This window comes from Kitasatospora sp. NPDC051164, from assembly GCF_044455625.1.
GTDB lineage: Bacteria > Actinomycetota > Actinomycetes > Streptomycetales > Streptomycetaceae > Kitasatospora.
Map to the genome: position 1 here is coordinate 60,538 of NZ_JBITFB010000017.1, position 24,572 is coordinate 85,109.

General features: G+C 73.9%; 25 protein-coding genes. 11 read left to right on the forward strand and 14 right to left on the reverse strand.

Annotated elements, in window-relative coordinates:
• Positions 1 to 29 precede the first annotated feature (29 nt).
• Positions 30 to 506 carry a hypothetical protein gene (locus ACIBEC_RS25175; RefSeq protein WP_360506110.1) on the reverse strand — a complete coding sequence of 159 codons (477 nt, stop codon included), beginning with the start codon at positions 504 to 506 and terminating at the stop codon, positions 30 to 32.
• Positions 503 to 1,576, reverse strand: a complete 1,074-nt coding sequence (zapE, locus tag ACIBEC_RS25180; protein WP_360506225.1) for a cell division protein ZapE — start codon at positions 1,574 to 1,576, stop codon at positions 503 to 505. Before zapE ends, ACIBEC_RS25175 begins: the two co-directional genes overlap by 4 nt.
• A 113-nt stretch (positions 1,577 to 1,689) precedes the next feature.
• Between zapE and ACIBEC_RS25185 the strand changes: the two genes are divergently transcribed.
• The 4 genes from ACIBEC_RS25185 to msrB all read left to right on the forward strand — a co-directional run bounded on the left by ACIBEC_RS25185 (position 1,690) and on the right by msrB (position 5,012).
• Complete coding sequence (locus ACIBEC_RS25185) at positions 1,690 to 2,460, forward strand: pyrimidine reductase family protein (protein WP_360506113.1); 771 nt, start codon at positions 1,690 to 1,692, stop codon at positions 2,458 to 2,460.
• 73 nt (positions 2,461 to 2,533) lie between these two features.
• Positions 2,534 to 2,995: an indole-3-glycerol phosphate synthase gene (locus ACIBEC_RS25190; protein ID WP_360506116.1), complete on the forward strand. Its 462-nt coding sequence runs from the start codon at positions 2,534 to 2,536 to the stop codon at positions 2,993 to 2,995.
• Between the two features lie 195 nt (positions 2,996 to 3,190).
• Positions 3,191 to 4,579, forward strand: coding sequence for a UDP-N-acetylmuramate--L-alanine ligase (murC, locus tag ACIBEC_RS25195; protein WP_360506228.1), 1,389 nt, complete (start codon positions 3,191 to 3,193; stop codon positions 4,577 to 4,579).
• A 28-nt stretch (positions 4,580 to 4,607) separates the two neighbouring features.
• The gene (gene msrB / locus ACIBEC_RS25200; protein WP_360506119.1) at positions 4,608 to 5,012 is read left to right on the forward strand and encodes a peptide-methionine (R)-S-oxide reductase MsrB; all 405 of its coding nucleotides are present in this window, start codon (positions 4,608 to 4,610) and stop codon (positions 5,010 to 5,012) included.
• A 90-nt stretch (positions 5,013 to 5,102) separates the two neighbouring features.
• Here msrB and ACIBEC_RS25205 read toward each other — a convergent pair whose 3' ends face one another.
• The 8 genes from ACIBEC_RS25205 to ACIBEC_RS25240 form a co-directional block, all read right to left on the reverse strand.
• Positions 5,103 to 6,296, reverse strand: a complete 1,194-nt coding sequence (locus tag ACIBEC_RS25205; protein WP_360506121.1) for a cytochrome P450 — start codon at positions 6,294 to 6,296, stop codon at positions 5,103 to 5,105.
• Positions 6,293 to 6,853 (reverse strand): ATP/GTP-binding protein, encoded by a 561-nt coding sequence (locus ACIBEC_RS25210; RefSeq protein WP_360506230.1) that lies wholly within the window; start codon positions 6,851 to 6,853, stop codon positions 6,293 to 6,295. The genes ACIBEC_RS25205 and ACIBEC_RS25210 overlap by 4 nt, the downstream gene beginning before the upstream one ends.
• 127 nt (positions 6,854 to 6,980) lie before the next feature.
• Positions 6,981 to 7,334 (reverse strand): DUF742 domain-containing protein, encoded by a 354-nt coding sequence (locus ACIBEC_RS25215; RefSeq protein ID WP_360506124.1) that lies wholly within the window; start codon positions 7,332 to 7,334, stop codon positions 6,981 to 6,983.
• Complete coding sequence (locus tag ACIBEC_RS25220) at positions 7,331 to 7,762, reverse strand: roadblock/LC7 domain-containing protein (RefSeq protein ID WP_360506127.1); 432 nt, start codon at positions 7,760 to 7,762, stop codon at positions 7,331 to 7,333. Before ACIBEC_RS25220 ends, ACIBEC_RS25215 begins: the two co-directional genes overlap by 4 nt.
• Complete coding sequence (locus tag ACIBEC_RS25225) at positions 7,759 to 9,681, reverse strand: ATP-binding protein (protein ID WP_360506130.1); 1,923 nt, start codon at positions 9,679 to 9,681, stop codon at positions 7,759 to 7,761. Before ACIBEC_RS25225 ends, ACIBEC_RS25220 begins: the two co-directional genes overlap by 4 nt.
• 117 nt (positions 9,682 to 9,798) lie before the next feature.
• Positions 9,799 to 10,812: an MBL fold metallo-hydrolase gene (locus ACIBEC_RS25230; RefSeq protein ID WP_360506132.1), complete on the reverse strand. Its 1,014-nt coding sequence runs from the start codon at positions 10,810 to 10,812 to the stop codon at positions 9,799 to 9,801.
• Between the two features lie 121 nt (positions 10,813 to 10,933).
• Positions 10,934 to 11,737: a hypothetical protein gene (locus ACIBEC_RS25235; RefSeq protein ID WP_360506135.1), complete on the reverse strand. Its 804-nt coding sequence runs from the start codon at positions 11,735 to 11,737 to the stop codon at positions 10,934 to 10,936.
• A 116-nt stretch (positions 11,738 to 11,853) separates the two neighbouring features.
• Positions 11,854 to 12,783 (reverse strand): GNAT family N-acetyltransferase, encoded by a 930-nt coding sequence (locus ACIBEC_RS25240; RefSeq protein WP_360506137.1) that lies wholly within the window; start codon positions 12,781 to 12,783, stop codon positions 11,854 to 11,856.
• Positions 12,784 to 13,061: 278 nt separating this feature from the next.
• Between ACIBEC_RS25240 and ACIBEC_RS25245 the strand changes: the two genes are divergently transcribed.
• From ACIBEC_RS25245 to ACIBEC_RS25255, 3 genes are all read left to right on the forward strand, one after another.
• Positions 13,062 to 14,402 (forward strand): DUF692 domain-containing protein, encoded by a 1,341-nt coding sequence (locus ACIBEC_RS25245; protein ID WP_360506140.1) that lies wholly within the window; start codon positions 13,062 to 13,064, stop codon positions 14,400 to 14,402.
• A 30-nt stretch (positions 14,403 to 14,432) separates the two neighbouring features.
• Positions 14,433 to 15,494, forward strand: coding sequence for a TIGR04222 domain-containing membrane protein (locus ACIBEC_RS25250; RefSeq protein ID WP_360506142.1), 1,062 nt, complete (start codon positions 14,433 to 14,435; stop codon positions 15,492 to 15,494).
• A gap of 145 nt (positions 15,495 to 15,639) precedes the next feature.
• Positions 15,640 to 16,422, forward strand: a complete 783-nt coding sequence (locus tag ACIBEC_RS25255; protein WP_360506145.1) for a TIGR04222 domain-containing membrane protein — start codon at positions 15,640 to 15,642, stop codon at positions 16,420 to 16,422.
• A gap of 94 nt (positions 16,423 to 16,516) precedes the next feature.
• Here ACIBEC_RS25255 and hemQ read toward each other — a convergent pair whose 3' ends face one another.
• From hemQ to ACIBEC_RS25270, 3 genes are read right to left on the reverse strand one after another with little or no spacing between them, the layout of a single operon-like run.
• Entirely contained in the window at positions 16,517 to 17,242 is a 726-nt protein-coding gene (gene hemQ / locus ACIBEC_RS25260; protein WP_360506148.1) for a hydrogen peroxide-dependent heme synthase, read from the reverse strand.
• Positions 17,239 to 18,669: a protoporphyrinogen oxidase gene (gene hemG / locus ACIBEC_RS25265; protein WP_360506150.1), complete on the reverse strand. Its 1,431-nt coding sequence runs from the start codon at positions 18,667 to 18,669 to the stop codon at positions 17,239 to 17,241. The genes hemQ and hemG overlap by 4 nt, the downstream gene beginning before the upstream one ends.
• A gap of 34 nt (positions 18,670 to 18,703) precedes the next feature.
• A complete protein-coding gene (locus tag ACIBEC_RS25270) occupies positions 18,704 to 19,294 on the reverse strand; it encodes a Uma2 family endonuclease (RefSeq protein ID WP_360506153.1) in 591 nt (196 codons plus the stop codon).
• A 55-nt stretch (positions 19,295 to 19,349) separates the two neighbouring features.
• Between ACIBEC_RS25270 and ACIBEC_RS25275 the strand changes: the two genes are divergently transcribed.
• A complete protein-coding gene (locus ACIBEC_RS25275; protein WP_360506156.1) occupies positions 19,350 to 19,790 on the forward strand; it encodes a DUF523 domain-containing protein in 441 nt (146 codons plus the stop codon).
• A gap of 39 nt (positions 19,791 to 19,829) precedes the next feature.
• Here the strand turns inward: ACIBEC_RS25275 and hemE are convergent, their stop codons facing one another.
• A complete protein-coding gene (gene hemE, locus ACIBEC_RS25280; protein ID WP_360506233.1) occupies positions 19,830 to 20,843 on the reverse strand; it encodes a uroporphyrinogen decarboxylase in 1,014 nt (337 codons plus the stop codon).
• Between the two features lie 236 nt (positions 20,844 to 21,079).
• Between hemE and ACIBEC_RS25285 the strand changes: the two genes are divergently transcribed.
• The 3 genes from ACIBEC_RS25285 (at position 21,080) to ACIBEC_RS25295 (ending at position 24,542) form a co-directional block, all read left to right on the forward strand.
• A complete protein-coding gene (locus ACIBEC_RS25285; RefSeq protein WP_360506159.1) occupies positions 21,080 to 21,742 on the forward strand; it encodes a DUF3000 domain-containing protein in 663 nt (220 codons plus the stop codon).
• 320 nt (positions 21,743 to 22,062) lie between these two features.
• On the forward strand, positions 22,063 to 22,788 hold the full coding sequence (locus ACIBEC_RS25290) for a response regulator transcription factor (RefSeq protein WP_360506162.1): 726 nt from the start codon (positions 22,063 to 22,065) through the stop codon (positions 22,786 to 22,788).
• Between the two features lie 503 nt (positions 22,789 to 23,291).
• Positions 23,292 to 24,542 carry a ribonuclease D gene (locus tag ACIBEC_RS25295; RefSeq protein WP_360506165.1) on the forward strand — a complete coding sequence of 417 codons (1,251 nt, stop codon included), beginning with the start codon at positions 23,292 to 23,294 and terminating at the stop codon, positions 24,540 to 24,542.
• Positions 24,543 to 24,572: the final 30 nt, after the last annotated feature.

The window sequence follows — 24,572 nt, forward strand, 5'->3', positions numbered from 1 at the left end:
CCCGCCACTGACAAGCGGGACCGCTTCGCTCAGCCCCGGCCGCAGAACACGCAGGCCGGGTACCAGGCGAGCGGGGTGAGGACCCGGTGGCGGACGCAGCAGGCGGCGGTGACCTCGGCCGGGTCGGCCGCGGCTCCGGAGGCCGGCACGGCGGTGGGGCGGGTGTCCTCGATCATCCGGCGGAGGGTGCGCAGGTGGCCCTCGGTGTACGGGGGGTGGTAGCCGAGCTCGTCCCAGCGGTGCCGGGTGAGGGCCAGGTCGACGACGGCGAGGGCGAAGGCGCGGCCCTGTTCCGGGTCGGGGCCCCAGTCGAGGTCCTCCAGGCGCAGTCCCACCGTGCCGCGGCCCATCAGGTGCTGGTCCTGGCGGGCGAGCTCGGCGGCGAAGCCGTACTCCCAGCCCTGGCGGGCCAGGGCGGTGACCGCGAGCATCAGGACCTCGACCAGCACCTCGGTGGCGCCGTTGCGCAGGTCGAGCTCGTGGCCCCCGCCCTCGAAGAGGTTCACCCCCGGGTCAGCTGCTCGCTGTCGTTCAGCTTCTCGCTGTCGCGGGCGAGGGCGACCAGGCGGGAGACGGCGCGCAGGTACTTCTTGCGGTAGCCGCCGCGGAGCAGTTCCTCGGGGAAAACCTGGTCGAAGGGGATCCCGGAGGCGGTGATGGGCAGTTCGCGGTCGTACATGCGGTCGGCCAGGACGACCAGGCGCAGGGCGGTGGACTGGTCGTCGACCCGGTGCACGCCGCGCAGGCAGACGGCGGTGACGTCGTCCAGCAGCGCGCCGTAGCGGCTGGGGTGGACGGCGGAGAGGTGGGCGAGCAGGGCGTCGAAGCCGTCCAGGGAGGCGCCGGGGGTGCGGGCGGCGGTGGCCTCGACGGCCTCGTCGGAGTACGGCGGCGGGGCGTCGGGCAGGCCGCGGTGGCGGTAGTCCTGGCCGTCGATCCGCAGCGGGCGGAAGTGCGCGGACAGGCCCTGGATCTCGCGCAGGAAGTCGGCGGCGGCGAAGCGGCCCTCGCCGAGCTTCTCCGGCAGGGTGTTCGAGGTGGCGCACAGCTTGACGCCGTTGTCTACCAGGCGGCCGAGCAGGGTGGAGACCAGCACGGTGTCGCCCGGGTCGTCGAGCTCGAACTCGTCGATGCAGAGCAGCGTGTGTCCGGAGAGGGTCCGGACGGCCTGCTGGAAGCCGAGCGCGCCGACCAGGTTGGTCAGCTCGACGAAGGTGCCGAAGGCCTTGGGGCCGGGCGCGGCGTGCCACAGCGAGGCGAGCAGGTGGGTCTTGCCGACGCCGTAGCCGCCGTCGAGGTAGACCCCGGCCGGGCCGGTGGGCGCGGGGGCGGAGCGGCGGAACCAGCTGCGCTTGGGCGCGGAACCGTTTCCTCCCGCGAGGGTGGCCGCGAACTGCTCCAGGACCTGGACGGCCTCGTACTGGCTCGGCTGGCTCTGGTCCGGGATGTACGACCCGAAGCTCACGCCGGCGAACCGGGGCGGCGGAACCATCTCGGCGACCAGCCGCTCAGCGGGCACGACGGGGCGGCGGTCGGTGAGCGCGATCGGGGAGCCGGCCGCGCTCGCGGTGGCTATGGACTCGGTCGCGGTGTCGGGGCGGGAGGCTGCGGGCACGGTAGTAGAGGGTACGCCTGGTCCCGGCCGCCTCCGAACCGCCCGGGGACGGCCTGCGGTGGAACACTGAGGACATGCAACAGTTGATCAGCCCGCTGGGTCGGCCGGTCGCCGATCCGGCCGCTCTGGAGTCGCTCGCCGCCGTGTACGCGTACCCCGAACAGGTGAATCGGGGTCGCCCCTGGCTGCGCGCCAACATGGTGGCCGGCCTGGACGGCGGGGCACGGCTCGACGGCCTGTCCGAGGGGCTCTCCGGCGACGCCGACAAGCGGATCTTCGGGGTGCTGCGGGCGCTGTCGGATGTGGTGCTGGTGGGCGCGGAGACGGTCCGCGCCGAGGGCTACCGGCCGGCCCGGGCCCGCAAGGAGTTCGCGGCGGCCCGGACGGCGGCGGGGCAGGCGCCAGCCCCGGTGATCGCGGTCGTGACCCGCTCGCTGCAGCTGGACCTGACCGCGCCACTGTTCACGGAACCGCTGGTCAGGACGGTGGTGATCACCACCGAGGACGCCTCCGCGGAGCGTCGCCGGGCGGTCGCCGAGGTGGCCGACCTGGTGCTCGCCGGCACCGGTTCGGTGGACCTGCGGGCGGGCGTCGCGGCGCTGGCCGAGCGGGGCTGGACCCGGCTGCTGGCCGAGGGCGGCCCGCGCCTTCTGGGGCAGCTCGCGGCGGCGGACCTGGTGGACGAACTGTGCCTGTCGCTGGCCCCGCTGCTCACCGGCGGCGACGCGCCGCGCATCCTCCACGATGCGGAAATGCCTGACGTGCAGCGGATGCGGCTGGTCTCATTGATCGAGCAGAAAGGATTCCTCTTCACCCGTTACCTGCGTCACCTGGGTTCGGAATGACCCCGTGACCCCCCGATCGTGATCCCGTTATGCGATGCCGGGGCCCGGGGGCCGGCCACTGGAAGGGACTCACGTGTTCAAGACGGTACTGATGATCGAAAAGGCTCTTTCCGCCGCGGACGTGGAGCTCGTCACCACGCTCCACAGCGACGAGAAGGTCTCCTTCGTCGTCCTGATGCAGCCGCGCGGCAAGCAGGACGAACTGCTGCGGGCGCTGGACGACGTCGCCCTCGGCCACCTCGACAAGGTGGTGCGCGAGCACGACGAGTCCGAGAGCGGGCCCACCGTGGCCACCGAGTCGCTGGAGCACAGCCTGCGCCACCTGCGCTCGGCCGGAGCCGAGGCGGTGGGCGAGCTGGTCGAGGAGAAACCCCTGGAACGGCTGCGCGCGGTCGTCGAGGCACACCGGGCGGACGAGGTGGTGGTGCTCACCTCCCCGCACTTCGTGGAGGAGTTCTTCCACCGCGACTGGGCCTCCCAGGCCCGGCACAAGGTGGGGGTGCCGGTGCTGAGGCTGTTCGCCAGCGACTCCTGACTCCGCGCGCCGGTGGTGCAGAATCGTCCTTGCGGTCCCGCCCGCGAGGACGGTTCCGGCGCCTGTGACGTCCGCGACGTTTCCGACGTTTCCGACGTCGGTGACGTGGGTGACGTCGATACGCACCGACCCGTCCGCTTGACCTGTCTGCCCCCGCCCGTACGGAGCCACGCCTTGAACGACGCCGCGCACGACCTGCACGCCCCGCACTTCATCGGCATCGGCGGCGCCGGGATGTCCGGCCTGGCGAAGATCCTCGCAGTGCGCGGTGCCAGCGTCTCCGGCAGCGACTCCAAGGAGTCCGAGACCGTCCTCGCGCTGCGCGCCCTCGGTGCCACCGTGCACGTCGGCCACGCCGCCGAGCACGTGCCGGACGGCACCAGCAGCGTGGTCGTCTCCAGCGCGATCCGCACCGACAACCCGGAGCTGGCCGCCGCCCACGAGCGCGGCATCCCGGTGGTGCACCGCTCCGACGCGCTGGCCGCGCTGATGGGCGGCCGCCGCGCGCTCGCGGTGGCCGGCACCCACGGCAAGACCACCACCACCAGCATGCTCGCCGTCGCCCTCGGCGAGCTGGGCGTCGACCCGTCCTACGCGATCGGCGGCGACCTCGACGCGCCCGGCTCCAACGCCCACCACGGCACCGGCGAGATCTTCGTCGCCGAGGCCGACGAGAGCGACCGCAGCTTCCACAAGTACGCGCCCGAGGTGGCGATCGTGCTCAACGTGGAGCTGGACCACCACGCCAACTACGCCTCGATCGACGAGATCTACGAGTCCTTCGAGACCTTCGTCGGCCGGATCGTCCCCGGCGGCACCCTGGTGGTCTCGGCCGACCACGACGGCGCCCGCGAGCTGACCTCCCGGGTGGCCGGCCGCGAGGGCCTGAACGTGGTCACCGTCGGCGCCGCCGAGGACGCCGACGTCCGGGTCCTCTCGGTGGTCGCCCACGGCATGACCAGTGAGGTCACCGTCGTCCTGGACGGCACCGAGCTGACCTTCACCGTCTCGGTGCCCGGCCGCCACTACGCCCACAACGCCGTCGCCGCGCTCGCCGCCGGCGTCGCGCTGGGCGTCCCGGCCGCCGACCTGGCCAAGGCGCTCGGCGCCTACACCGGCGTGCGCCGCCGCCTGCAGCTCAAGGGCGAGGCCGCCGGCGTCCAGGTGATCGACTCCTACGCCCACCACCCCACCGAGATGGCCGCCGACCTGGAGGCGATCCGCGAGGGCCTGGACGGCGCGGGCCGGGTGCTGGTGGTCTTCCAGCCGCACCTGTTCAGCCGCACCCAGCAGCTCGCCGAGGAGATGGGCCAGGCCCTGGCGCTGGCCGACGCCTCCGTGGTGCTCGACATCTACCCGGCCCGCGAGGACCCGATCCCGGGCGTGACCAGCGAGCTGATCATCGACGCCGCCCACCGGGCCGGCGCCGAGGTGACCGCCGAGCACTCCTTCGCCGCCGCCCCCGCCCTGCTGGCCGGCCTCGCCCGCCCCGGCGACCTGCTGCTCACCATGGGCGCGGGCGACGTCACCAACCTCGGGCCGGAAATTCTGGAGCAGCTCGCGAACGTTGCTTCCAACGTCTGACGTACGTCCGCCGCGACCGGGAGCCGTGATGAGCTACGAGATCGAGAAGTCCGAGGCCGAGTGGCGCGCCCAGCTCAGCCCGGAGGAGTACCACGTGCTCCGCGAGGCGGGCACCGAGCGCCCGTTCGCCGGTGAGTACACCGACACCAAGACGGTCGGCGTGTACGGCTGCCGGGCCTGCGGCGCGGAGCTGTTCAGCTCCGCGACCAAGTTCGACAGCCACTGCGGCTGGCCGTCGTACTACGCGCCGCTGGCGGAGGACCGGGTCCAGTACATCGAGGACACCACGCTCGGCATGCGCCGGGTCGAGGTGCGGTGCGCGCGCTGCGGCGGCCACCTGGGGCACGTCTTCGACGGCGAGGGCTACGGCACGCCGACGGACCAGCGGTACTGCATCAACAGCATCTCGCTGACGCTCAGGCCCGCCGAGTAGGACGGGCGGCAGGAGGCCCGGACACCGCACGGTGTCCGGGCCTCCGTGCTGTCCGGGTCCCTGCCGCCCGGCTTTCGTGCCGTCCGGGCACTACCCCGCCGTCGGCTCGAAGCGGACCGGGAGGTGCACCAGGGCGCGGTGGAACGGGCCCGGGCGCCAGAGCAACTCCTCGGCCGGGGTGGCCAGTTCGAGGTCGCTGAGGCGGCTGCCCAGCTGCTCGATCGCGGTGATCGCGATCAGCAGGGCCGGGTCGCGGGCCGGGCAGGCGTGCGGGCCGGCCGCCCAGGCCAGGTGGGCGCTCTCACCGCTGCGCAGTTCGCCGCCGTCGGTGGGCGGCGCGGCCTGGGAGTTGGCGGCCGCGTAGGAGACCAGCAGGAGGGTGCCGGCCTTGATCTCGCGGCCGTGGAAGACGATGTCGTAGCGCGGGTAGTGGGCCGAGAGGTTGGCCAGCGGCGGTTCGTGCCAGAGCACCTCGTCGATCGCCTGGTAGGCGGTCATCGCGCCGCCGAACAGCGAGCCGGCGTAGCGGGCGTCGGTGAGCAGGCGCAGCAGAGCGTTGCCGATCAGGTTGGTGGTCGGCTCGTGCCCGGCGATCATGGTCAGGCTGATCTGCCGGATCGCCTCGTCGTCGTCCAGCCCGACCGGGTGGGTGACGAACCAGGAGGTGAGGTCGTGCCGGGGGCGTTCGCGGCGCTCGGCGACCATGGCGGTGACCACCGCGAGGAGCTTCCCGTACGCGGCGCCGGCCTGCGCGGTGGACTCGATCAGTCCGGTGATCGCGGCGACCACCTCGGCGTGCTGCTCCTCGGGCACCCCGAACCAGGTGGTGAGCACGAAGGCGGGCAGCTGGCGGGCGTACTCGGCGATCAGGTCGGCGCGGCCGACCGCGGCGAAGCGGTCGATCAGCCGGTGGGCGGTCTCGGCGACCTGGCGCTGCAGCCGGTGCGGTTCGAACAGCGCGAGGGCGTCGGTGATCGCCGCGCGGTAGCGGGCGTGCGTCTCGCCGTCGGTGAACAGGGCGGTCGGGCGGTAGCCGAGGACCGGCAGCAGCGGGGAGTCCGGCGGGACGGTCTGCTGCCAGGCGCGGGAGTCCTTGGAGAAGGTGTCGGAGTCGCGCAGCAGGTCCAGGGCGGCCTGGTAGTCGGTGACCAGCAGGGCCTCCACCCCGGGCGCGATCTCCACCGGGGCGACCGGGCCGTGCCGACGCAGCCGCTCGTACACGAGTTGGGGGTCGGCGGCGAAGACCGGGCCGTGGATCGGGGTCGGGCGGGTCTCGACGGTCACGGGCGCTCCTGGGAGGCGGTGGAGGCGGCGGGCAGGGCCTCGAGCACGTGCTCGGCCAGCGCGATCAGCGCGTCCAGGCTGGCCTCGCGCTCGCGGGCGTCGCAGAGCAGCAGCGGGGTGGCGGGGTGCAGGTCCAGATGGGCGCGGAGCACCGCGACCGCGTGGACCGGCGCGTCCGGGAAGCAGTTGACGGCGACGGCGTACGGCAGGCCCTGCTCCTCGACCATGTCCATGATCTCGAAGGAGTCGGACAGCCGACGGGTGTCGGCGAGCACCAGGGCGCCCAGGGCGCCACGGGCGATGTCCTGCCAGAGCGGGAAGAAGCGGCGCTGGCCGGGGGTGCCGAACATGTAGAGCACGACGTTGCCGGGCAGGGTGAGCCGGCCGAAGTCCACGGCGACGGTGGTGGTGGTCTTCTCGGGCAGGCCGGCCAGGTCGTCCACCGGCCGTCCGGTCTCCGTCATCGCCTCCTCGGTGTGCAGGGTGGCGATCTCGGAGAGGGTGCGGATGAGGGTGGTCTTGCCGACCCCGAACGGGCCGGCCACCACCAGCTTCATCAGCGTCTGGTCCCGGTCGGGCAGGTAGCCCACCCCGGCCGGCCGACCGGCCGGCTGCCCGGCCGGGTCACCGACGGCCCGGCCGACGGGGTCACCGGCCCAATCACCGGCCCAATCACCGGCCCAGTCACCGGAGCGCACGGAGTCCAACGAGGAGCCTCTCGACGATGGAGCGGTCGGTCTGCTGGGCGCGCGGGATCGGCGCGCGGGCGTGCAGACAGCCCGCCGCGACCAGATCGGCCGCGAGGAAGACGGTGGCGCTGACCGGCAGGCGCAGGTGCGCGGCGGCCTCCACCACGGTCAGCGCGCCGGGGCGCAGCAGTTCCCAGAGCCGGCGGTGTTCGGGTTCGAGCCCGGTCGGCGGGTCGGCGCGGTCGGCGAACAGGACGGTGAGCCGCTCGAAGCCCTCGGTGCCGGGGCGGCTGCGGCCGCCGGTGGCCAGGTAGGCGGGCACCATCCGCCTGCGGGGGGCGGCGGTCATGACCGGGCGGTGTCGTCCTGCCGCCGGGGCGGGCTCGCGAGCGCGCGGCCCAGGGCGGCGACCTGCACCTGCATCTGGTAGGACACGTTGCCGAGTTGGGCGTCCGGGGCGGTGAACACGGCGAGCGAGGTGTTCTCCCCGGCCGGGACGACGATGGCGTAGCCGAGGTCGGACTCCACCACGGTCTGGGCCAGTCGCGGCCGCTCGGTGTCGGTGAACGCGGTGGTGAACGCGCGGGCGGCGGCGTGCACCGTGGCGGTCATCGCGGCGACCCGCTCGGCGGAGGCCCGCCCCAGGCCGCCCGAGGCGCCTTCGACCAGGCCGTCCCCGGTGGCGATGACCGCGTGCAGCACACCCGGCAGCTCCAGCAGCGGGGTCAGCACCCACGAGATCTCGTCGGTGGCGGTCGGGCTCGGCGAGTTGCTCACTGCTCGGCTCCTTCTAAGGTCGTCGGGCCGGTGGTGTGGTCACCGGTGGGGCGGGCGGCGACGGGGTCGCCGGGGGTGGCGGGGTTGCCGGCGGTGCTCGTGCTGTCCTCGGTCGGCGCGCCCTCGCGGGCGGCGCTCTCGCGGGCAGCGCTCTCACGGGCGGCGCGCTCCCCTGCGTCGCTCTCGCGGGCGGCCTGCGCCACGGCGGCGCGGCCGGAGTCGGTGCCCTGCTGCAGCGCCTGCCAGTGGGCGGCAGCCTGCTCGGGGGACCGGCCGGGGGCGGCGGTGGCGGTGGCGGTGGGCGTACCGGCCTCCTCGGCGGCCAGCGGACGGCGGCGGCGCCGGGTGGGCAGGCCGGTGCCGTCATCGGCCGGAGAGTCCGGAGAAGCCGGGAACTCCGGAGTGTCCGGGGAGCCCTGGGAGGCCCCGGAGTCCGCAGCCGGCGCGTCCGCCGCCGGGCCGGCCACCGGGCCGTTCGCGCCCGGGTCGGGTACCACGTGGATGGCCGGTGCCGGGTGCGGTCCGGGCTGGTGGTGGCGGTCCGCGAGCTGCGGGCCGTCCTGCTCGTCGGCGGCGCGCATCGGCGGGACGGCGGCGACGGTGGGCGCGGGGGCGGGCCCGGCGCCGGCTCGCAGCGGCAGCGGGGTGAGCACCGACAGCGGCTGCCCGTCGTCGACGACGGTCACCAGCCCGGCCGGGATGCGCAGGATGGTCCGCATGCCGCCGTACGGCGAGGGCTCGATGTGGCAGGAGAAGCCGTACTGGCGGGCCAGTTTGCCGATCACCGCGAAGCCGGTCTTGGGCGGGTTGCCGAGTTCGGTGAGCAGGAGGTCCGGCGGGCCGGCGAGCAGTCGGCGGGCGCGGTGCAGCTGGTCCTCGTCCATGCCGATGCCGCTGTCGTCGATGATCACCAGCGCGCCGCGGCCGACCTGCTGGACGGTGACCGGGACGTCGGTCTCCGGGTGGGAGTAGGCGGTGGCGTTGGCGAGCAGTTCGGCGATGGTGACGGCGATCGGCTCGGCGGCCCGGGCGACCACCGCGAGCCGATGCTCCCGCAGGTGGTTGGCGACCTTGATCCGGCCGTAGCCGGGCACCCGGGAGAGCGCGCCGACGACGACCTCGGCGAGCGGCGAGTCGGTGCGGGCCAGGCCCGGCCAGGCCTCGCAGAGCACGCCGACGGTCTGGATCCGGCGCAGCGCGATCTCGTTGCGGAAGTCGACCTCCAGCAGCCGGGGGTCGTCGTTGTCGTGCTGGAGGTGCTGGACCAGGCTCTGGATCTGGTAGAGCAGGGTCTGGATCCGGGAGGTGGCGCCGCGCATGGCGGCACGGGCGGCGGCGTCCACCCGTTCGCGCTCGTCGGCGAGGGCGGCGGCGGTGGCGTCCAGGACGGACTGCAGGGCCCGGACGGCCTCCGGGCCGGCGGCCTGCGGGTCCAGCGGGCCGACCAGCGGGGCGTTGGCGTGGGTGAGCCGTACGGCGGTGGCGGCGACCCGTTCGCGGGCGAGATGGCCGATCTCGGCGAGCAGCGCGGCGGCGCGGGCCTCGGCGGCGGCGCGGCGATGGTCGGCCTCCTCGGCGCGGGTGGTCGCGGCGGCGCCCTGCTGGGCGGCGTCCCGGACGGCTTCCTGCGCTTCCCGGGCCGTGTCCTGGGCCTCGTGGACGGCGTCCTCGGCGGCGCGGGTGCGGCCCTCCGCCCGCCGGGCCTCCTCGGTGGCGCGCCGGGCGGTGTCCTGCGCCTCGCGCAGTTGCTGCTCGGCGCGGGCAAGCCGGCCCTCGGCGACGCGGGCGCGCTCCTCGGCCCGGGTGAGCGCGGTCTCGGCGGCCGCCGCGCGGGCGACGGCCCCGGCCCGGCCGCGGGCGAGCACGGCCGCGGCCACGGCGGCGACCAGCGCCAGGGCGATCAGCGCGATCTGCGTCATCGGAGTCCTCGGGGGTGCTTGCGGGGCGGGCCGGACGGGGCGGGGCGGGCGGGTCAGGCCAGGAGGCCGGGGCGGGGCCGGTTTCCGGGCGGGGTCGGACTTGGGCGGGCGGGGGGCTCAGCCCCGGTCGGAGCGCGGGCGCGAGATCCGGGCGACGGCGTCCTCGGCCAGCTCCCGGGCGACCAGGGCGACCTGTCCCATGGCGTCCAGCGCGCCCGGCGCCGCCGAGCCGTCCAGGTGCCGGTACTCGGCCGCGACGGTGAGCACCAGCCGCTCGGGCAGGCCGAGTTCGGGGTGGCGCTGCTCGGCGATGACCCGCCGGGCGGCGTCCAGCGCGGGTATGCCGGCGGCGTGCAGGGTGTGGGCGCGCTCGCGGACGTACGCGAGGTAGCCGATGTGCTCCCGGACGCCCTCGCGGTCGAGCACCGGGCCGTGGCCGGGGACGAAGATCTCCGCGCCGGTGGCCAGGGCCTGCTCGCAGGCGCCGACGATGTTCTCCAGTGGGCCGGCCCAGTGCGAGGGGTGGTCGCCGGGCTGCTCGGGCGTCGAGGCGAAGATCACGTCGCCGGTGAACACCGCGCGCTGGTGCGGGAGGTGGACCATCAGGTCGCCGCCGGTGTGGGCGGCGGGCAGGCTGGTGATCTGCACGGGGTAGCGGCCGACCCGCAGCTCCAGCTCGCCGGTGAAGACGGTGTCCGGGTGCACCGGGTCGGTGCCGGACCAGTCGAACCGCCCGAAGTGCTCCCTGAGGTAGCCGCCGAGCAGGGAGTCCGGGTCACTGTTGGTGACGAGGGCGTGCTGCTGCTGCGGGGTGGGCTCCCAGTGGATGTGCTCCAGCGCCTCGCGGGTGGCGATCACCTCGGCGTCCGGTAGCACCCCGGCGCCCCACAGGTGGTCGCCGTTGGCGTGGGTGACGACCACCCGGTCGACCTCGACCCCGGCCGGCAGCAGCCGGCGGCTCGCGGCGAGGAACTCCCCGGCCATCGAGGGGTCGTAGGGGGTGTCGATCCAGAGCGCGGTCGTCTCGGAGGCCAGCAGGCCGCAGTTGGCCAGGCCCCAGCCCCGCTTCGGGGGGAGCCACACGTACAGGTCCTCGGCAATCGCGCTCACGTTCGCACGGTTGATCGTCATGTGCGCGATTATGCCCATGATGCGCCAGGAGTGGGGCAAAACCTGTACGTCCACCAGGAGTTCATGACCCGGTCTCACCCGTGCTGTCCGGATTCGCACCACGTGGTCGAGACCAATTATCTCACTGTTCGGGACGACTGACGGGCACCTCGCCCCGGAAGCCCGACGGGACCTCCGACCGGGGCGCGGGCAGGACGCGGCAGACCTCGACCGTGACGTCCACGGTGTCCAGCCCGATCACCCGGCCCTCCACCGCGACGAATCCTTTCTCCCCCGAGCGGAAGAGCGCCGCCAGCGGGGAGGTCCGGCTCGCCGTGGTCAGCGCCTCCACCGCCATCGCCGAGCCGAACGCGAACACCCCGCAGAGCACCACGCAGGGCGCGTGCCGGGGCGTGCGGGTCACGAAGATGAAGCCGTGATCGCGGATCAGCTCCCCGGTCGGGTTGAACAGCGCCTCGAAGGTCATTCCGCCCCACCGGGCGCGGGCTGCCTCCGGGTACTCGATCGCGAAGTCGGGGAACACCGCGTCCAGCACGCCGCCGGAGTAGGCGTTGACGCTCGGGCCGCCGATCGAGAAGGTCGGCATCCGCGGGTCCTGCGCGCCCGCCACCACCAGCTCGATCGTCGCCTTCCGGTTGACCTTCCGCAGCAGGTCGGTGAGTTCCGCTATGGCCCTCGCCTCGGCCATCGGCATGAACAGCACGTTCTTAGGCCCGCGGCTGGTCAGCTGGCAGCCGTCCGTGGTGAAGGCGAACTCCGCGACCTCGATGCTCGGCGTGATGATCTGCACCCGGCTGTACGGCGCCAGCAGCGCCCGCAGGAAGCCGTAGCGCAGGAACAGTCTGGTCCGGGCGAGGGAGTGGGCCGCGAGGAAGCCGATCACGGCCGGAACCGATGCGACCAACACCTGGAGCAGAAGGTCCATATCATCCCCTCGGAGGAAGACTCGACCACGAACTGTGTGCCCTGGTTAAGTCCCCGCCCGTGGCCGAAATACCCCCCTCGCGGCCATTCCGAGCGTCAGAATCACCGCACCGAGGGTCACTTCAGGCGCTTGATGCCCTTGCGCTCCCCGGCGCAGCGCTCGTACCCGAGCCATGCGTTGATCGCGAGCATCGGCGCGTTGGTCTCGTCGTTGGAGGTGTACGCGCGCCGGTAGCCCGCCGCGGCCGCCAGGCGCAGCGACTCCAGCTTGGCCAGCTTGACCAGGCCGCGCCCGCGGAAGGCCCGGCGGCTGGCGCTGAACGCGGACCAGTAGCGGTCCACGCCGTCGGTCTGCGCCATGGTGAACGCGGCCGGTTCGCCGTCCACCACGGCGACGACGGTCAGCGCCCGGTCCAGGTCCGGCCGGGCCCAGAAGCTGCGCAGCCAGTCCTCGTACTCCAGGGCGTCCATCGGCACCTCGCCGGGCTCGTCCCGGAGGGCGTCCGCATCGACCAGGAACAGCGGGCGCGGGTCGTCCGCCCAGTCGGTGGCCGGGCGCAGCTCGACGCCGGCCGGCCGTACAGGCGCCTGCGGCAGCGGCAGCGCCAAGTCCCGCCCGCCAAACTGGGCCGCGCGCCCGATCTCGTAGCCCCGGGCTGCGCCGAAGGCCAGCGAGGCGGGCTCGTCGTCCAGCCAGGTGTGCAGTTCGGTCACCCCGTGCTCGGCCAGGTGCCGTTCGGCCGCGGCCAGCAGCGCGGTGGCCGCGCCGCGCCGCCGGAACTCCGGCCGCACACTGCCGTTGGCGTACCCGACGCCGGCGGCCGTCGTCCCGAGCACCAGCGCGCAGCGCACCGCGCCGACCACCCGGCCGTCGCACTCGGCGACGAAGGTGCGGAAGTGCTCGTCGGGGTTCGGCTGGTCGTTCAGCCAGAGCAGGGCCTCGGCGGACATCACCAGGTGCTCGCGCCCGGCCCGGTGGGCGGCCGCCACCGCATCGGCGTCTCCGGGGCGGAATTCACGGATGGTCAGGGAAGTCGAAGAAGTCAAAGAAATCATAGGTTCCCACGCTAGCCGGGCACGCCCCCGCACCGCCTCCGATTTCCCGCCGGAACGGCGCCCCACCTGCGGGGACGGCCTCGGCCGGGGATCGAAGTCCATTATCGTCAGAACGGCAAGCTCAAATAATGCTCTGAGAAGACCGGGTGAGGCTTGGCAGCCACCCCGCTCGGGGACATCCTCAGCAACAACGGCCGCGTGGTCCTGCCGACGACGCCCGCACCACCCGACGGCCCTTCCCACCCCGGCCCTCAGAAGGGGGCGAACCGATGACTTCCCCTGCCCTGGCCCTGCCCGTACGGACCACCGGCGACCCCGCCGCCCCCACCCGTCTGGGCGTCGGCCTCGGCTGGCGCGGCGAGATCGACACCGTGGTCGAGCGCCAACCCGGCCTGGACTGGGTCGAGGTGGTCGCCGAGAACATCTGCGCCGGCCACCTGCCCCACTCGCTGACGGTGCTGCGCGAACGCGGCGTCACCGTCGTCCCGCACGGCGTCGGCCTCGGCCTCGGCGGCGCCGACCTGCCCGATCCCGGCCGCCTCGCCCAACTCGCCGACACCGCCCTGGCACTCGGCTCCCCGCTGGTCACCGAGCACCTGGCCTTCGTGCGGGCCGGCGGCCTGGAGGCCGGTCACCTGCTGCCCGTCCCCCGGACCCGGGACTCGCTGCGGGTGATCGCCGAGAACGTCCGGATCGCCCAGGACCAGCTCCCGGTGCCGCTCGCCCTGGAGAACATAGCCGCCCAGCTCGCCTGGCCGGACGACGAGTTCACCGAGGGTCAGTTCCTCGCCGAGCTGGTCGAGCGCACCGGCGTCCGGCTGCTGATCGACGTCGCCAACCTGCACACCAACCGGGTCAACCTCGGCGTCGACCCGGCCGCCGAACTCGACCGCCTGCCGCTGGAGGCGCTCGCCTACGTCCACGTCGCGGGCGGCACCCTGGTCGACGGGATCTGGCACGACACGCACGCCCACCCCGTCACCGAACCCGTGCTGGAGGTGCTGGCCGAGCTCTGCGCCCGGATCGCACCGCCCGGCGTCCTGCTGGAGCGGGACGCCAACTTCCCGCCGCCCAGCGAGCTGGCCGGTGAACTGGACGCCATCCGCCGGGTGCTGGAGGGGAGCACCCGGCGGATGGGCGACCTCACCACGGCCACCGGCCCCACCGGGGCGACCGATCCGACCACGACGGCCGGCCCGACCGCGCCCCGGGACGCCACCGCCGCCCGGGAGCGCCTGGCCCGGCGCCAGGAGGAGCTGCTGGCCGCCCTGGTGGCCGGCGGGCCCGTCCCGCCCGGCTTCGACCCGGCCCAGGTCCGCGCCCAGGCCACCGGCCTCGCCGCCAAGCGGCGCGACACCACCGCCAAGGTGGCCCCGGAGCTGCCCCGCCTGCTCGGGGAGCAGTACGGGCCGCTCTTCCTCCGCTACGCCCGCACCCACCCGCAGAACGGCGGCTACCGCGCCGACGCCCGGGCCTTCGCCCAGTGGGTGCTCACCGACGGCGGCCAGCCCGCCACCGACCACCGCCGGGCCCTGGAGCAGTGGCTCCACCCGGCACCCGTACGGCCGTCCGGCCCGCTCGCGCGTCTGCGCCGGGCCCTGCACGGCTAGCGACCCATCGTCATTCCGGGGGAACCGCCCATGTGGCACGACATTTACTTCATCATCCCGGCCGCCCTGCTGGTGGCCGCCGCCCTGTACGCCGCCCACACCCGGCAGCGGATCGGCCACGTCCCGTACGCCAAGGGCCTGCCCGGCCGCGGTCTGCCGCTGCTCGACACCGCGTTCCTGTCCGGCGGACCGGGCCGGGTCTTCGACACCGCCCTGGTCCGGATGCACCTGGGCGAGCAGGTCGTGATCAGCCGCTCCGGCCTGGTCACGCTCACCGGCGGCAAGCCGTACGACGCCGTCGACCAGGCGATCCAGGAGGCCGCCGGGCCCACCGGCAGCCGTGAACTCGCCCCGCTGCGCCGCATGGTGATGCGCTCCGCGGCCGTCCAGGAGATCGGCGACCGGCTCGCCGACCGCGGGTTGATGCGCCGCCCCGAACGGATGCACCGGGCCCGGACCGCCCGTCGGCTGCTCTGGCTCGCGATGCTCGTCGTCGTGGCCTTCGCCGTGGCCTCCGAGCTGATCGACGGCGTCTACGGGCCCGACCACCCCAACCTCTGGATCCCGGGCTTCCTGCTGTTCGCGGGCGCCGTCTCGCTGCTCGCCACGAGGCCGGTCAGGGGCCGGATCACCCCGGCCGGGACGCGCCAGCTGACCCTGATGGACGGCTCGCCGTGGACGCCCAGCTCCGGTGTGTCACCCAAGCTGGTGGGCGGCGCGCTGCTGGGCGCGCTCGCGCTGGGCGGGCTGGCCGCCGCCGGGCTGGAGAACCAGGAGTTGGAGGCCGCGATGCTGGCCGCGACAGCCGAGGAGGAGGCGATGCGGCAGGCTTCCGCGAGCTCGTCCTGGTTCGCCTCGTCGGCCTCCTCTTCCTCGTCGTCCTCGTCCTCCTCCTCGTGTTCGTCGTCCTCCACCTCGTGCTCCTCGAGCTCCTGGTGTGGTTCCTCCGGCTCCGGGTCGTCCGGCTGCGGCTCGTCCAGCTGCAGCTCCGGCTCCAGCAGCTGCGGGTCGTCGTCCAGCTGCGGCTCCTCGTCCTCCAGCTGCGGATCCAGCTGCGGCTCGAGCTGCGGCGGCGGCTGCGGCGGCTCCTGACGCCCGCCCGGCCCGCGCCGAGGGGAAATCGCACGGTTTCGGCTCGTCGTACCGTCGCGGTTCGTCCCACGGCCGACGTCACAGTTCGGTATCGCGGACCGGGAAGGCGTTCCCCGCACCATCGGGCCAGGCATAGAACAAGGCCATGTGGTTGCTGTTCCTGATACCGGCCTGTGTCGCGGCGGTGCTCTCCTGCCTCCGGCTGGTCCGAATGACCGCCACCGCCGACGCCCTGGCCGAACAGGACGGGCTGCGCCCACCGGAAGCCGTCGGCATCGGGCTCTACGAGACCGCCTACCTGGCCGGCGGCCCGGACCGGGTGGTCGAACTGGCCCTCGTCCTGATGGCCGGCCGGGGCCGGCTGCACCTGGCGCACACCGGCTGGACCACCGTGGTCGACCCCAGGGGCCGCAGCCGCCTGGAACGGGCCGTCATCGCCACCGTCGGCCCCGAGGGCCAGTGCCGCACGGACGAGCTGCGCCGCGCGATGGCCGAGCACCCCACCGTGCTGGAGATCGGCGCCCGGCTCTCGCTGGCCGGCCTGGCCACCCCGGCCCTGGTGCAGCGCAACACCGTCGTGGTGGTCCGGCAGGTCCGGCACGCGCTGCTGCTGTCGCTGCTCCTGCTGGCCGTCTCGCTGGCCGTCAGCGGCTTCACCGGCGGTGACACCCTCGCCCCGCTCGCCTGGTTCTCGCTGCCGCTCGTGCTCACCTCGGGCACCCTGCTGATGGCCCGGGTCGACGTCTACCCCTACACCCGCTGGGCCTCCCCGATCGGCCAGGAGGTGCTGCGCGAGGTCCGCCCGGCCCGCCAGCGCGGCCTCGCCGACGACGAGGAGCGCGAACTGCTCACCGCCGTCGCCATGAACGGCCCGGCCGTCCTCCCCGACGCCCGCTTGCGCGCCGCCCTGCGCCCCCACCGCACCTGAGCCCGCCGCCCGGGCGTCACGACGGCGCGTCACAACGGCGGAGGCCGGTTCCCCGTACGTACGGGGAACCGGCCTCCGAAGGAACCGCGGTCGCTCAGACCAGGCCGTTCAGCAGCTCGCTGACCGGCTTGCGGCGGCCGGTGAAGAACGGCACCTCCTCGCGGACGTGCAGCCGGGCCCGGGACGGGCGCAGGTCGCGCATCAGGTCGACGATCCGGTGCAGCTCGTCCGCCTCGAAGGCGAGCAGCCACTCGTAGTCGCCGAGCGCGAACGAGGCGACCGTGTTGGCCCGCACGTCCGGGTAGCCGCGCGCCATCTTGCCGTGCTCGGCGAGCATCGCGCGCCGCTCCTCGTCCGGCAGCAGGTACCACTCGTAGGAGCGCACGAACGGGTACACGCAGACGTAGTCGCGCGCGCGCTCGTCGGCCAGGAAGGCCGGGATGTGCGACTTGTTGAACTCGGCCGGGCGGTGCAGCGCCATGTTCGACCAGACCGGCTCCAGGTGGCGGCCCAGGCCGGTGCGACGGAAGCGGTTGTACGCCTCCTGGAGGTCGTCCGAGTCCTCGGCGTGCCACCAGACCATGATGTCGGCGTCCGCGCGCAGAGCGGAGACGTCGTACGTGCCGCGCACGGTCACGTCCTTCGCGGCCAGCTGCTCGAACAGCCCGTCCACCTCGGCGGCCAGGGCGGCGCGGTCCTCGGGCAGGGCGCCCTTGAGCTTGAACACCGACCACATGGTGTAGCGGATGACCTGGTTCAGGTCGCGCGCCTTCTTCTTCTCGGGCCGCTGCTCCGGCTCCCGCTCAACGCTCTCAGTCATGCGCCCATTGTCCTCTCCGTGGAACCTTCCCCGGTCGCCGGGGTCAACAGTCTGTCGACGGCGGCCACCGCGGCGGCCGCCGATCCGATGCACGCCGGAATGCCCACCCCGTCGTACGCGGCGCCGCACAGCGCCAGCGCGCCCACCCGTTCGGCCGCCGCCCGGACCCTGGCCACCCGGTCCGGGTGACCCACCGGGTACTGCGGCAGGCCGGCCGTGAAGCGTGAGACGAAGGTGTCGTACGGCCGGGCGGTCAGCCCGATCGCCTCCCGCAGGTCCGCCAGCGAGCGGGCCACCAGCTCCTCGTCCGGCAGGCCCAGCGCCTCCTCCTCGCGGTGCCGGCCCAGCGAGGTGCGCAGCAGGAACGCGTCCGGCGCGGAGCGCTCCAGCCAGCCCCACTTGTTGGAGGAGAAGGTCGACGCCTTGATCCGCCGCCCGTCCACCGGCGGCACCAGGAACCCGCTGCCGCTGGGGAGTTCGGCCAGATCGGAACGCCGGAACGCCAGCGTCACCAGCGCCATGCCCGCGTACTCGACGGTGTCCAGCTCGACGGCGGCCGCCGGGGCGTCCGCGCGCAGCAGCCGGGCTGCGGCCGGGGCCGGGACCGCCAGCACCACGGCGTCCGCGTGCAGCACCTCGCCGCCGGCCACCACCCGCCAGCCGTCGGGGGTGCGGCGCAGCTCGTCCACCGGGGCGTCCGTGCGCAGGTCCACACCCGCCTTGACGCAGGCCGCGGCGACCGCCTCCGGCAGGGTGCCGAGGCCCCCGCGCAGACCGTTGAACACCGGGCTGCCGACCACCTGCGGCCGGGACGCCAGCTCGTGCACCCCCTCGACCAGCGAACCACCGCCCCGGGCGATCGCCAGCAGTTGCGGTACGGCGGCGCGCAGCGAGATCTCGTCGGCGCGACCGGCGTAGACGCCGCCCAGCAGCGGCTCGACCAGCCGGTCCACCACCTCCCGGCCCAGCCGGTCGGCGACGTAGCGGCCGATCGCGACGTCCTCCCCCACCTCGGTCGGCTCCTCGTGCCGGGCCCGCTCCAGCCCCTCGGCGGTGAGCACCCCGGACGCCGCCAGCGCCTCCAGGTCGCCCGGTACCCCCATCACCTGCCCGCCCGGCAGCGGCCGCAGCGCCCCGCGCGTCCAGATCGCGGCCTTCGCGGTGGTCGGCGGCTCCAGCTCCTCCCCCAGCCCGACCGCCCGCGCCAGCTCCACCGCCTCCGGCCGCCGGGCCAGCACCGACTCGGCCCCGAGGTCCACCCGGACCCCGCCGACCTCCCCGCCCCACAGCTTCCCGCCGACCCGCCCCGACGCCTCCAGCACCGTCACCCGCGCCCGCGGCGCACCCCCGGCCGCTCCGCTCAGAAAAGCGGCCGCAGCCAGCCCCGCGATCCCACCACCGACGACGACGACCCGTGCATCCGACATGCCTCGCAGTCTCGCAGGTCCTTACACCGAACCCTCAATCCCCCGCACGCTTCGACCGGGGCACAAGCCCAGCGAGATCGACGGCGACGGGGAACGGCACCGGCCGTTCCAGCGTGCCCCGGAAGATCCCGGCAGCCACGTACGTGGAGGTCGGGACGTCCAATTCATAGACGTGCACGACCGGCAAGCCGTCCTCCTCCTCGACAATCCAGTAGTGCGGGATACCCGCTTCGGCGTACTTGCGGACCTTTACAGTGCGGTCGCGATGGGCGGACTCAGGGGAGACGACCTCCACGACGAGCACCACGTCAGCGGGGGCGTACCAGGTCCGGTCCGGGTCGTACGCCGCGGTGGCTACCACCACGTCAGGCTCCGGCCGGTTGCGCGGGTCAAGCTTGATTGTCATCTCACGCTCGGCGACCGTTCCGTCAGGAACCGAGTGCTCCAACACGGCGGTTAGCCGCGACACCACCTGACTGTGCCACGAGCGCTGCGGGGACATCATGAAGACCAGGGCTCCATCGATCAGTTCGGTGTGCCGCGGCGCCTGCGGCAGGTGGTCGAGGTCGTCGGCGAACCAACCCTCGTCTCTGGGGGCGTACATCCAGTCCGGCAGCTCACTCATGACCTCAAGATAGCGAGTTCAAGGACACGAGGAACCGCCGCTTAGGGTGTGTGCTATGGAGCCGATCATGGTGAGTGCGTGTCTGGCAGGCGTGCCGTGCCGGTACGACGGGCGGGCGAAGACCTCCGAGGGTGCGCTGCGCCTGGTGGAGGAGGGGCGGGCCGTCGTGGTGTGCCCGGAGGGGGCGGGCGGGTTGCCGACGCCGCGGCCGCCGGCGGAGATCGTGGGCGGGGACGGCGCGGACGTGCTGGACGGGCGGGCGCGGGTGGTGGACGCGACCGGGGCGGACTGCACCGGGGAGTTCCTGGCCGGCGCCCGGGCGGCGCTCGCCGCCGCAGAGGCGGCGGGGGCGCGGCGGGCGGTGCTGATGGCGCGCAGCCCGTCGTGCGGCTGCGGGCAGGTGTACGACGGGACGTTCACCGGGGAGCTGCGCCCCGGCGACGGCGTGACGGCGGCGCTGCTGCGGCGCGCGGGGATCGAGGTCACCGCCGGGTAGCGGGCCCCCGGGATCCGGAGGCCCGCCACCGTGGAGGGGTCAGCGCGCGCTGGCCTCGTGGACGAAGGCGACGAGCCGGCTGAGCGCGTCCGGGTCCATGGACGGCATGACGCCGTGGCCGAGGTTGAAGATGTGACCGCTGGTGCCGAGCGCCTCGGCGGCCTGCAGCACCTCGCGGGCCTTGGCCTCCACGACCTCGGTGGGCGCGAACAGCACCGCCGGGTCGAGGTTGCCCTGCAGGCCCTTGCCGGGGCCGACCCGCTCGGCGGCGACGTTCAGCGGCACCCGCCAGTCCACGCCGACGATGTCCGCGCCGGCCTGGCCCATCAGCCCGAGCAGTTCGCCGGTGCCGACGCCGAAGTGGATGCGCGGCACGCCGTACCCGGCGACAGCGTCGAAGACCTTCGTGCTGGCCGGCATCACCGAACGGCGGTAGTCCTCCGGCGCGAGCGAGCCGACCCAGGAGTCGAACAGCTGGACCGCCGAGGCGCCGGCCTCGATCTGCACCTTGAGGAAGGCCGAGGTGATGTCGGCGAGCCGGTCCACGAGGGCGGCCCACAGCTCGGGCTGCCCGTACATCATGGCCTTGGTGTTCTCGTGGTTCTTGGACGGGCCGCCCTCGACCAGGTAGCTGGCCAGCGTGTAGGGCGCGCCGGCGAAGCCGATCAGCGGGGTCTCGCCGAGTTCGTCCACCAGCAGGCCGATGGCCTCGGTGATGTAGGGGACGTCGTCCGGCTCGAGCGGGCGCAGCCGCTGGAGGTCGTCGAAGGTGCGGATCGGGTCGGCGATGACGGGGCCGATGCCGGGCTTGATGTCGACGTCGATGCCGACCGCCTTGAGCGGCACCACGATGTCGCTGAAGAAGATCGCGGCGTCCACCTTGTGCCGGCGCACCGGCTGCAGGGTGATCTCCTTGACCAGCTCGGGCCGCATGCAGGACTCCAGCATGGGGATGCCCTCGCGGACCTTCAGGTACTCGGGCAGCGAGCGGCCGGCCTGGCGCATGAACCAGACGGGCGTGTGCGGCACCGGCTCCTGCCGGCAGGCGCGCAGGAACGCGGAGTCGTACGCGGCGCCGCGGCGCGCGGGGGTGGTCCGGCCGTTGTTCGAGGCCGCCGTCGGGTCTGCCGTAGTCTCGCTCACGCGTCAAATCTTCGCACGCGTCCCGGGGACCCCTTCCCGGCCGGTCTCGTCGGTTCCTCCAAGATCTGCCCGGGTTTGCCGTTCCGGCACGCCGCTGGGAGAGAAGTTGCGGCGATAACCCGGGTTTTCGACCTAGTCTTCGGGTCATGGCAGCGGTCGGAGGGCACCCCGCACAGGGTGGCGGAGCAGGTGGCGGAACGGGTCGCGAGGGGGCGCCGAGCGAGTTCCGGGCTGCCGTGGCGGCCCTTGACGGGGCCCGGTTGCGGCCCGAGGTGCAGCTCTCCCCCGCGCCGGCGCCGCGCCGGCTGGCCCCGCACGCCTTCGCGGTGACCGCCGCGGTCGAGGTGGACGGCGAGGAGTTGGCGGACGGCCGGCTGGTGCTGCTGTACGACCCGGCCGGGCAGGAGGCCTGGAACGGTGAGTTCCGGGTGGTCACGATGACCCGGGCCGAGCTGGAGCCGGAGATGGCCGGCGACCCGATGCTCTGCGAGGTCGGCTGGGCCTGGCTGCTGGACTCGCTGCAGGCGCACGGCGCCGGGTACGCGGAGCCGTCGGGCACGGTGACCAGGTGCGCGTCCCAGTACTTCGGCGGTCTGGCGGACCGCCCCTCCTCGACCGAGATCGAGATCCGGGCGTCCTGGACGCCGGCCGACGGTCGTTTCGAGCGGCACCTGGCGGCCTGGGCGGACCTGCTCTGCATCAGCGCCGGCCTGCCGCCGGTCGCACCGGCGCCGCAGGGGCCCGCCGAGGTGCCGTCACTCGGTGGAGTGGTCCCGATGCCCGCCAGGCGACGCCCGCGGTCGCACTGACGGGTGGCGTCGGGGCTCGTCGACTGCGGGCGGCCGGACGCCACTCCCAGGACTGACGGAGTGTGACTTCAGACCCGCTCTGCGTCAATTAACCGGTCGATACCGACCGATCGGCATCGAATCTGATCGATTTTGTGCGAATACCAAGCATGTCGCATCAATCATTTGCGCGATTTGTCCGTATTGTTACTCACTAGATCGTGATCTTTTGCTAAAGCCGGGCACGGTTGCTGCCGAAGCAGACTGTGACCCTTTCCGAACGCGGAACACTCCGACCGCCCCCATCGGGGTTCCGTCCGCCACTCCCCGCAGGAGGCCTGGTGTCGGTCCTTCTTGAGCACCCCGCAAACGTGGTCGCCTACCGCCCGACCAAGCCCACCGCCATGGTGGTCATCGCCGATCCCCGCGTCCGAAACACCGTCACCCGTCACCTGTGGGCGCTCGGCGTCCGAGACGTGATCGAGGTGTCCTCGATCGCCGAGGCCCGCCCCCGGGTCTCCACCCCACGCGACATCTGCGTCGCCGACGTACACCTGCCCGACGGCTCCGGGCTGACCATCCTCGCCGAGACCCGCGCCGCGGGCTGGCCCAACGGCCTGGCACTGTCCGCCGCCGACGACATCGGCGCGGTCCGCAGCGCGCTGGCCGGCGGCGTCAAGGGCTACGTGGTCACCGGCACCCGGACGAACGTCGCGATGCCGGGCCGCCCGGGCATGCCGCTCGGCGCCGCCGGGCTGGCCGGCCGGATGCGCCGCCCCGGGATGCCGGGCATGCCGGGTGCCACCGGTGCACCGGGAGCCCCCGGAGCTCCCGGTGCGCCCGGTGCCCCGGGCCCCCAGCAGGCCGCCTACCGCGAACTGTCCGGCCGCGAGGTCGAGGTGCTGCGGCTGGTCGCCGAGGGGCAGTCGAACAAGGCGATCGGCGTGGCAATGGGCCTGTCGGCGCTCACGGTGAAGAGCCACCTCGCCCGGATCGCCCGCAAGCTGGGCACCGGCGACCGCGCCGGCATGGTCGCCGTCGCGCTGCGCACCGGGATCATCCACTGAGCCGAGCGCTCCGGACCGCCGCGGCGGCCAAGGAGGAACGTTTCCTCCTCGGCCGCCGCGCCGTTGCCTGGGCCCCCTCAGCAAGCGGGCGAGCACCCGGCGCGAGCGGGTGAGTCCCCGCCCCGAGACACCCTTGAGGCGAGCGGGCGAGTCCCCGCCCCGAGCCGAAGGGGCGCGCCGGTGCCGAAAGGGAGAAGCGAGGAGGCCTGAGGAACGAGGGCCTTGGAGCGCCGACCGTCGGCACCGGGCCAGAGCGCCCCGGAGGCGAGCGGGCGAGTCCCCGCCCCGAGCCGAAGGGGCGCGCCGGTGCCGAAAGGGAGAAGCGAGGAGGCCCGAGGAACGAGGGCCTTGGAGCGCCGACCGTCGACACCGGGCCAGAGCGCCCCGGAGGCGAGCGGGCGAGTAACTGGCGCCCCGGAGGCGAGCGGGCGACTAGGGGGTGAGTATCCGTCTGACCAGTCCGACAACACTCCCGGTCGCGAGGTCCGTCGTACCCTTGGGGGGTGACCGACGCCGTAGCAGCCATCCCAGAAGAAGCAGCCCCGGTCCCGCTCCTCGAGCCGAAGGAGGGGATCCCGCCCGTCGTGGCGGACGAGCAGGCGCTGGCCGCCACGATCGCGGCCTTCGCCGCGGGCACCGGGCCTGTCGCCGTCGACGCCGAGCGCGCCTCCGGCTACCGCTACGGGCAGCGCGCGTACCTCATCCAGCTGCGCCGCGCGGGCTCCGGCTCCGCCCTGATCGACCCGATCGCCTGCCCCGACCTCAGCGCGCTCAACGCCGCCCTCGAGGACGCCGAATGGGTGGTGCACGCCGCCACCCAGGACCTGCCCTGCCTGGCCGAGGTCGGCATGAGACCCCGGCGTCTCTTCGACACCGAGCTGGCCGGGCGGATCGCCGGCTTCGCCCGGGTCGGCCTCGGACCGATGACCGAGAACGTGCTCGGCCTGAGCCTGGCCAAGGAGCACTCGGCGGTCGACTGGTCCACCCGCCCGCTGCCCGAGCCGTGGCTTCGTTACGCCGCTCTGGACGTCGAGGTGCTGGTCGAGCTGCGCGACGCACTCGAACAGGAGCTGGACGCCCAGGGCAAGCTCGACTGGGCCCTGGAGGAGTTCGCGGCGATCGCCGCCGCGCCCCGCCCGGCCCCGCGCACCGACCCGTGGCGGCGCACCTCGCAGTTGCACAAGGTCCGGCGGCGCCGCCAGCTGGCCGTGGTGCGCGAGCTGTGGCTGGCGCGCGACCGGATGGCGCAGGAGCGCGACGTCTCCCCCGGCCGAGTGCTCTCGGACGCCGCGATCGTCAACGCCGCGCTGGCCATGCCGCTGAACATCGCCTCGCTGCAGGCCGTCCAGGGTTTCGGGCCGCGGGTGCACCGGCGCCAGCTGGAGCAGTGGCTGGCGGCCGTGCAGCGCGGCCGGGAGATCCCGGAGGGCCAGCTGCCGCCGGCCGCCGCGCCGCACGACGGACCGCCGCCGCCGCGCGCCTGGGCGGAGAAGGACCCGGTGGCCGCCGCCCGGCTCTCCGGTGCGCGCAGCGCGGTCAGCGAGCTGGCCGAGCGGCACCACCTGCCGGCCGAGAACCTGATCACCCCGGACCTGGTCCGGCGGGTCTCCTGGGAGCCGCCGGCCGACCGCGGCCCCGAGGGTGTGGCCGCCGCGCTGCGCCGGCTCGGTGCCCGGCAGTGGCAGGTGGACCTGGTGGCGCCTGCGATGGCCGCCGCCTTCGCCTCGGCGGCGACCTCGGCAGCCGAGGCCTGACCCCGGCAGGACCCCGAAGGGGATGCCGTC

Excerpts from the sequence above, each read along its gene's own strand:
- ACIBEC_RS25185 (WP_360506113.1), top strand. The coding sequence starts at position 1,690 with ATGCAACAGTTGATCAGCCCGCTGGGTCGGCCGGTCGCCGATCCGGCC.
- msrB (WP_360506119.1), top strand. The coding sequence starts at position 4,608 with ATGAGCTACGAGATCGAGAAGTCCGAGGCCGAGTGGCGCGCCCAGCTC.
- ACIBEC_RS25210 (WP_360506230.1), bottom strand. The coding sequence starts at position 6,853 with ATGAAGCTGGTGGTGGCCGGCCCGTTCGGGGTCGGCAAGACCACCCTC.
- ACIBEC_RS25215 (WP_360506124.1), bottom strand. The coding sequence starts at position 7,334 with ATGACCGCCGCCCCCCGCAGGCGGATGGTGCCCGCCTACCTGGCCACC.
- ACIBEC_RS25225 (WP_360506130.1), bottom strand. The coding sequence starts at position 9,681 with ATGACGCAGATCGCGCTGATCGCCCTGGCGCTGGTCGCCGCCGTGGCC.
- ACIBEC_RS25230 (WP_360506132.1), bottom strand. The coding sequence starts at position 10,812 with ATGACGATCAACCGTGCGAACGTGAGCGCGATTGCCGAGGACCTGTAC.
- ACIBEC_RS25235 (WP_360506135.1), bottom strand. The coding sequence starts at position 11,737 with ATGGACCTTCTGCTCCAGGTGTTGGTCGCATCGGTTCCGGCCGTGATC.
- ACIBEC_RS25245 (WP_360506140.1), top strand. The coding sequence starts at position 13,062 with ATGACTTCCCCTGCCCTGGCCCTGCCCGTACGGACCACCGGCGACCCC.
- ACIBEC_RS25250 (WP_360506142.1), top strand. The coding sequence starts at position 14,433 with ATGTGGCACGACATTTACTTCATCATCCCGGCCGCCCTGCTGGTGGCC.
- ACIBEC_RS25255 (WP_360506145.1), top strand. The coding sequence starts at position 15,640 with ATGTGGTTGCTGTTCCTGATACCGGCCTGTGTCGCGGCGGTGCTCTCC.
- hemQ (WP_360506148.1), bottom strand. The coding sequence starts at position 17,242 with ATGACTGAGAGCGTTGAGCGGGAGCCGGAGCAGCGGCCCGAGAAGAAG.
- hemG (WP_360506150.1), bottom strand. The coding sequence starts at position 18,669 with ATGTCGGATGCACGGGTCGTCGTCGTCGGTGGTGGGATCGCGGGGCTG.
- ACIBEC_RS25270 (WP_360506153.1), bottom strand. The coding sequence starts at position 19,294 with ATGAGTGAGCTGCCGGACTGGATGTACGCCCCCAGAGACGAGGGTTGG.
- ACIBEC_RS25275 (WP_360506156.1), top strand. The coding sequence starts at position 19,350 with ATGGAGCCGATCATGGTGAGTGCGTGTCTGGCAGGCGTGCCGTGCCGG.
- ACIBEC_RS25285 (WP_360506159.1), top strand. The coding sequence starts at position 21,080 with ATGGCAGCGGTCGGAGGGCACCCCGCACAGGGTGGCGGAGCAGGTGGC.